The 6,026-nt window shown below is 43.9% G+C and carries 4 protein-coding genes; 3 read left to right on the top strand and 1 reads right to left on the bottom strand.

The window, feature by feature from the left end:
• Window positions 1-377 precede the first annotated feature (377 nt).
• Window positions 378-2,555: an O-linked N-acetylglucosamine transferase, SPINDLY family protein gene (locus QZ918_RS07555; protein ID WP_293333012.1), complete on the bottom strand. Its 2,178-nt coding sequence runs from the start codon at window positions 2,553-2,555 to the stop codon at window positions 378-380.
• A 99-nt stretch (window positions 2,556-2,654) separates the two neighbouring features.
• Here QZ918_RS07555 and QZ918_RS07550 point away from each other — a divergent pair, with 99 nt between their 5' ends.
• The 3 genes from QZ918_RS07550 to QZ918_RS07540 all read left to right on the top strand — a co-directional run bounded on the left by QZ918_RS07550 (window position 2,655) and on the right by QZ918_RS07540 (window position 5,250).
• Window positions 2,655-3,317 carry a glycoside hydrolase family 108 protein gene (locus QZ918_RS07550; RefSeq protein ID WP_293333008.1) on the top strand — a complete coding sequence of 221 codons (663 nt, stop codon included), beginning with the start codon at window positions 2,655-2,657 and terminating at the stop codon, window positions 3,315-3,317.
• 371 nt (window positions 3,318-3,688) lie between these two features.
• Window positions 3,689-3,853, top strand: a complete 165-nt coding sequence (locus tag QZ918_RS07545; protein ID WP_293333005.1) for a hypothetical protein — start codon at window positions 3,689-3,691, stop codon at window positions 3,851-3,853.
• 257 nt (window positions 3,854-4,110) lie between these two features.
• On the top strand, window positions 4,111-5,250 hold the full coding sequence (locus QZ918_RS07540; RefSeq protein WP_293333002.1) for a serine/threonine-protein kinase: 1,140 nt from the start codon (window positions 4,111-4,113) through the stop codon (window positions 5,248-5,250).
• Window positions 5,251-6,026: the final 776 nt, after the last annotated feature.

The following is a 6,026-nucleotide window of genomic DNA, read 5'->3' as shown; positions in this document are numbered from 1 at the left end:
ATAACCTTTCTCGCTTTGTTTGTAGTGAGGACTTTAGTCCTCTGATTGATGCGGACTGAAGTCCTCACTACAAACCTATTTAATCGCGGTCATTCCATCAGTAGTCAGTAATTAAATAGCCTTCGAGTAAATAACCTTTCTCGCTTTGTTTGTAGTGAGGACTTTAGTCCTCTGATTGATGCGGACTGAAGTCCTCACTACAAACCTATTTAATCGCGGTCATTCCATCAGTAGTCAGTAATTAAATAGCCTTCGAGCAAATAACCTTTCTCGCTTTGTTTGTAGTGAGGACTTCAGTCCTCTGATTGATGCGGACTGAAGTCCTCACTACAAACCTATTTAATCGCGGTCATTCCAGTGAAAATTATACTATTCATTCAGATTTTACATAGCTTTTCAAACACCGCATACATATCACGAGCAAACTTTTTCGGATTCCACAACGGCGACAAATTGGCGGGGTCTTTAGATTTCATCAACTGTGCTTGAACTGCCTTTCTTAATTGACCATTTTTACCCAATTTTACACCCAGATCCACATATTCAGCCCAAGACCAAGCTACACCAGTTTCAATTCCCAAAGCCTGCAAAAACGAATAACCCATTCTCGACAAAAACTGTTCTCCAGTGCGAGTCACCACAGGCAAATTAAACCACAAAGCCTCTAAAGTGTGAGTACCTCCATTATAAGGATAAGAATCTAACAAAACATCAGCCAGCAAATAGACAATTCTGTGTTCTTCCTCCGTAGCAAACCTGGGCAAAAACTTAATTCTGTGCCGGCTAACTCCCTCAGCTTCGCAAGCTTGATGGTACGCACCTTCAAATACAGCAGCATCGCCTAAAGCCTTATGAATCAAAATACTGTTCGGCACTTGTTTGAGAATCGCAACTTGTGCTTTTACTAAATCGGAATTAAATTTTCTGCCGGGAGCGACGCACAGGTAAACTATTTGATCGAAACCGATGCGATTCGACTTTCTTAACGCCACCGGATCGACTCCATACCTCTGAAAACCTGACACTGCGACAAAGGAATCCGGCATTCTAATTAGCTGCTCGTCATAATATTTTTCCGTACCTGCTGGGTGCGAATGCCAGTCGGTAAGAAAGTAATTTTCCGAGGATATGTATGGGGCGTCAAATCCGAGCCAAGAGACACAAACTGGTGCGGGTTTTTGGTGAATAATTTCAGCGTGAATTGGGACGCTGAGAGAATCTAAATCGACTAAAATATCCAATTCATCTTGCTGAATTTGGTTGATAATTTCTGCGGAATTGGCAAGTCCGTTGGGGTAAGTTTTGGGGAAAGTGAGTTTGCCCAAACTATCAAATTGCTGAGTGCGATCGTCAGGAGTAATTCTTTCGGAAGCGTACAGATATAAATTGGGTGTGAACTCGGACAATTCACGAATGATGTCAGCGCTGCACCAACCTACAGAATGACGGCTGAAGTGATTGGACAAAAACCCAATTTTTAATTTGCTGGCTGGGGATTGTGGTTTTAAACTGTAATTTGCGGGTTGAGAAAAATTGGGTTTGATACATTTTTCGATATACTTTTGGGCAATTAATCTGTAAAGTTTAGAGTTGGCTGCTAAGTCATCTCGCACGTAGGGCGTGCTGAATAAGAAGTTTGCATAAAGCGATTTAATTTCTACCGAGCTAGCCGTTTCTAAGTTCTGTTGCAAGTACGACTCTAACTCTAAAAATCGATCGCCCGCAATTTGATTCAATCCCGAGACTTGATAGGTGCTGACGTAGTAAATCGCCGTCATAATTGGATCGGTTTCGGCGCACATTTGGCTGTATTTGTGTACGGCTTGCCGCGCGGCCGCTAAATCGCTAGTATCTCGGAGGATGCCACACAAATGTTGGTGGGCGGCAATAAAATCTGGTTTGATTTCTAGCGCTTTTTGCAGGTTGGGTATGGCTTCTTTTGCTTTGCCCTGGTGGCGCAAAATTATGCCAATTTGACAGTAGGCTTCGGGTAAATCGGGTTTAAATGCGATCGCCTGTTGCCATGCAGCCACAGCCTCGTCTAACTTCCCTTGTCGCGCTAATTTATCGCCTAAATTTATGTGAAAATCTACCTGAGCGAGATGGGGATTGAGTTCTAGGGCTTTTTGCTCGTAGGCTACGGCTGCATCCGACTGCCCTTGCTGCTTCAGTGCGCCTGCCAAATTCCAGTAAGCAGCAGCCAAAGTTGGTTTAAGTTCGATCGCCTTTTGGTAATTAACGATCGCCTCCACGAAATGCCCTTGTTTGTAGAGCATACTCCCCAAATTAGCATAAGCCTCAGCAAAATCGGGATTCAGGGCGATCGCCTCCGAATAAAACCGCATTGCTTCCTGAATCTGGCCGCTTGCTTGCTGCACATTGCCCATTGTCACGTAAGCCGCCGCCCAATTCGGTTGCAATTCCAGAGCTCGGCGACAAGCAGCGACGGCGGCTGCTAAATTGCCTTCAGAGTAATAAGTTTCTGCAACGACAGTCAGCGATGCAGCATCTTCTAATTGGGGTGTTTCGGATTGGTTGTGAAAATCGGAATTCATTTGGCGCCCTATCTGTGCTATCAAGTTAGAGGTTGAATCTAAATCATTTTGCAGAGTAGCAGTTTTAGCGGAACTACGGGCGATCGTCACAGATAATTTATGAGCCAGAAGCAAGCGACACAGCGCCAACATCACATCAAGTGGAAACCAAACCTCCTGCTGGGGATACTCTTGTTAGCCTTAGCAATCCCCTTACCCTTTGCCCAAAATACTCTCGCGCAAAAGCAGACAGCCGACTTTCGGCAGCGACTATTTCAAACAGCCCTTTATTTCACCCTATATTTTGAGGGCGGATTCAGCAATCACCCCGCAGATAAGGGCGGCAGAACCTATCGGGGCATCCTGCAAACGGAATACAACTCCTACCGCTACAGTCGCGGGCTGCCACCCCTCGACGTGACGCAGATGTCGGAAGCAGAGCTCATGGAAATTTATAAATATTACTGGGATTCGAGCCTGTCGGGTACGATGCAGCCTGCTTTGGCGATCGTCATGTTTGACACTGCTGTTAATTTTGGTATTAATAATTCTATTACATTTTTGCAGCAAGCTTTAGGATTGCCACAAACTGGTGTTTTTGATGCGCGCACGAGGGATGCGCTAAAATCTGCTAATAACAAAAATACGGCGCTGCAAATGATTAACGAACGGATTATTTACCGCTACAAACGAGTGCAAGAAGATCCGAGTCAAATGGCTTTTTTCCGGGGTTGGCTGAGTCGCGATTACAGTTTGTGGGGCTACGTGAACAAGATTAAGTAATTAGGAATTGGGCATTGGGCATTGGGCGGAGCGTAGCGGAGGAATTGGGCATTGGGCATTGGGAATTAATAGCCGTTTCTCCCTCTCTTCAATTGTCCAATTCTTCCCTTCTTCCCTCTTCCTTATTCATTCTTCCATCGGAATTCCATCCGTTACATCCGTTACACAATCCGTTGCCGAACTTCCTTCTGCCTTTTTAATATTATCTCTCTCTTCTTCTCTGCGCTCTCTGCGGCCTCTGCGGTAAAATCATCCAGAAAAAATCGTAGTTGCGAGATTCCCCACTTCTTAAAAAAGTAGGGAATCTAAAAAATGAATCTACAGCAACACAAAATCCCATGCAGTAACCAAACTATTGAACCCAGTCACCGTTGCCAAAACTTGATTATCTGCCGCTGATAAAATCGTTACCGCTGGCGCCGATTAAAGTAACGCTACGATCGGTACCGAGTCGATCGCACTTTGCTGTAGTTATAGAAGAAAGACAGCCCTTCGGCTTCGCTCTGCGTAAAAAGCTAACTAAGGATTTTTTTTAATTGGGTACAGCCAAATTTGCAACGTGCTAATTTGGGAATATATTCCGTAGTTAAAACTTGTACTTGATACAATAATCGGAACTGAGAATAATGTCAATTCATAAAAATCATAACTTAAAATCATAAAAGTCATATTTATAAAAATATATTTCAATCAGTAGCCAAAGCTATCAAAGTTAAGTCAAATCATGTATAACAGAAACTCAGGCATAGAAAAATGCGTGACTCCCGTACAAATCACTTAAAATATGAAGCCTATGACGGTAGAAGAAGCAATATTTTTTTTGGACAACCTGGTATACCAACAAACAGAAAAAAACCTGAGTCGGTTGCAGCAGTCGATAATTAAAGGCGTTTTAACTGGTTTGACGTACCAAGAAATTCAGCAAAACGATCCGATCGCCCGCGGGTACACAGTGGGATACCTGGGGCGATATGTCGGCTACAAATTGTGGAAAGATCTCACCAAGGTATTGAAGCAAGCAGAAATTATTCGACCAGAAGAAAGAGTAGTCGGAGCAAATCTTTGGGACTGTATCATGAGATCTCTAGAAAAAGGCACAAAACCTGTTAAATCTGTCGATCCGATCTTGCAAAGGCTGCTGCGGATGCGTTACCGAATCCGAGAACACTTAGTCAGCACCGAGTACAGCGATACATATCTCGCTGAAGATGAAAATTTGCCCGATCGACCTTTGTGTCTCGTCAAGCGCCTGAAAAGCCAGTCAGAGAAAACCAGCAAGCTATTCGATTTAGAAACGCGAGTGCTATATCGCTTAGGCCAACACGATCGCATACCAGAATTATTAGCTCGATTTGAAGAAGATGGATATTTTTATTTAGTCTATCAATTCATCGAAGGACAACCACTCTATCAAGAACTCATCGAAGGCCACCCCTGGAAAGAAGATGAAGTTATTGCTTTGTTGAAAGATATCTTAGAAGTGCTAGTCTTCGTTCACAAAGAAAATGTAATTCACCGCGACTTGCACCCTCAAAACTTAATCAAGCGCTCACCAGATAGCAAAATTGTATTAATTGACTTTGGGGCAGTCAAAGAAATCAATACCTCGCAAAATAGCAACGGTCAAACCAAATCGCGTGGCGGTGGCACTCAGCAAGAGTACATACCACCCGAACAAGCCATCGGTGCGCCGAAGTTTTGCAGCGACATCTATTCTGTCGGGATCATCGGGATTCAAGCCTTGACAGGGATGCGCCCGAAACACCTCAAAGTCGATAATTTAGGCAATCTTATTTGGCAGAAAAATGCAACTGTGACGCCGGAGTTTGCTAGCATTTTAGACCAGATGGTGCTGTACTCTTTCCCCCAGCGTTACCAGTCAGCAACTGAAGCTTTGGAAGCAGTTCAAAACTTGGGAGTCTGTCGTCATTAGTCATTAGTCAGTTGGTAGGGGCGGTGCCCCCGCGCCCGCCCTCCTGGTTGTCAGATTTGATACCAAATCTGGCTTGAATATCCCCTTTTTGAGTCCGCGAAACCCAGGGCAGTTTTATTGTCGGAAAAAGAAATCTGAAACTATCGAAAGCATCGCTCAAAGGTCGGATAGCACTTTTGCCAAGGTACGTAGTTGCGCTTCAGCGCTCTGTCCTAATCTTAGAAAGAGCGCTGAAGCGCAACTACGTACCTAATTTATATGACAACAATAAAACCACCCTGCTCTTGAGTCCGCGAAAGCGGACGAAAGTTTGTCTAGGATTGGTTTCAAGCGCACAGTTTTATCTTTTGTGAGGTTAGCGGAGCCAACGGATAGGATAGCACGAACCACAGCCACAGCAGCCGGTTGACAATCCGACTGCTATTTTTGTTGTTAGCGCCCTGCGGAGTCGATCGCACAATCCTTTACCATTACCCCTCGAATGAGTGAGTCAAAACACTCTGCCCGGAAGATGAATCGGGCGATCGCACTTTTTACCACCTCGCTGGAACAAGGAATAAGTAACAAACAATAAGGACAAATCCGAAAGAAAAAAGAATTTTTTATTTTAACTAACAATCAAGAAAAATCATTGAATTCTGACGAATGCCTTATACATCAAAGCCTGTTACTTTTAGTTGACAATCTATCTCAAGTTAGATAAGATCGTTAGTATTATGTGCTATCTACACCGTTATAACAATATCTTAAGCAGCTTGGTATATCTGGCAACAATA

Origin of the sequence: Microcoleus sp. CAWBG58 (assembly GCF_020883045.1) — a bacterium.
In the GTDB taxonomy this organism is placed as follows: Bacteria; Cyanobacteriota; Cyanobacteriia; order Cyanobacteriales; family Microcoleaceae; genus Microcoleus.
Note: the sequence above shows the minus strand (reverse complement) of the source record. Positions and strands in the feature narration are given on the sequence as shown.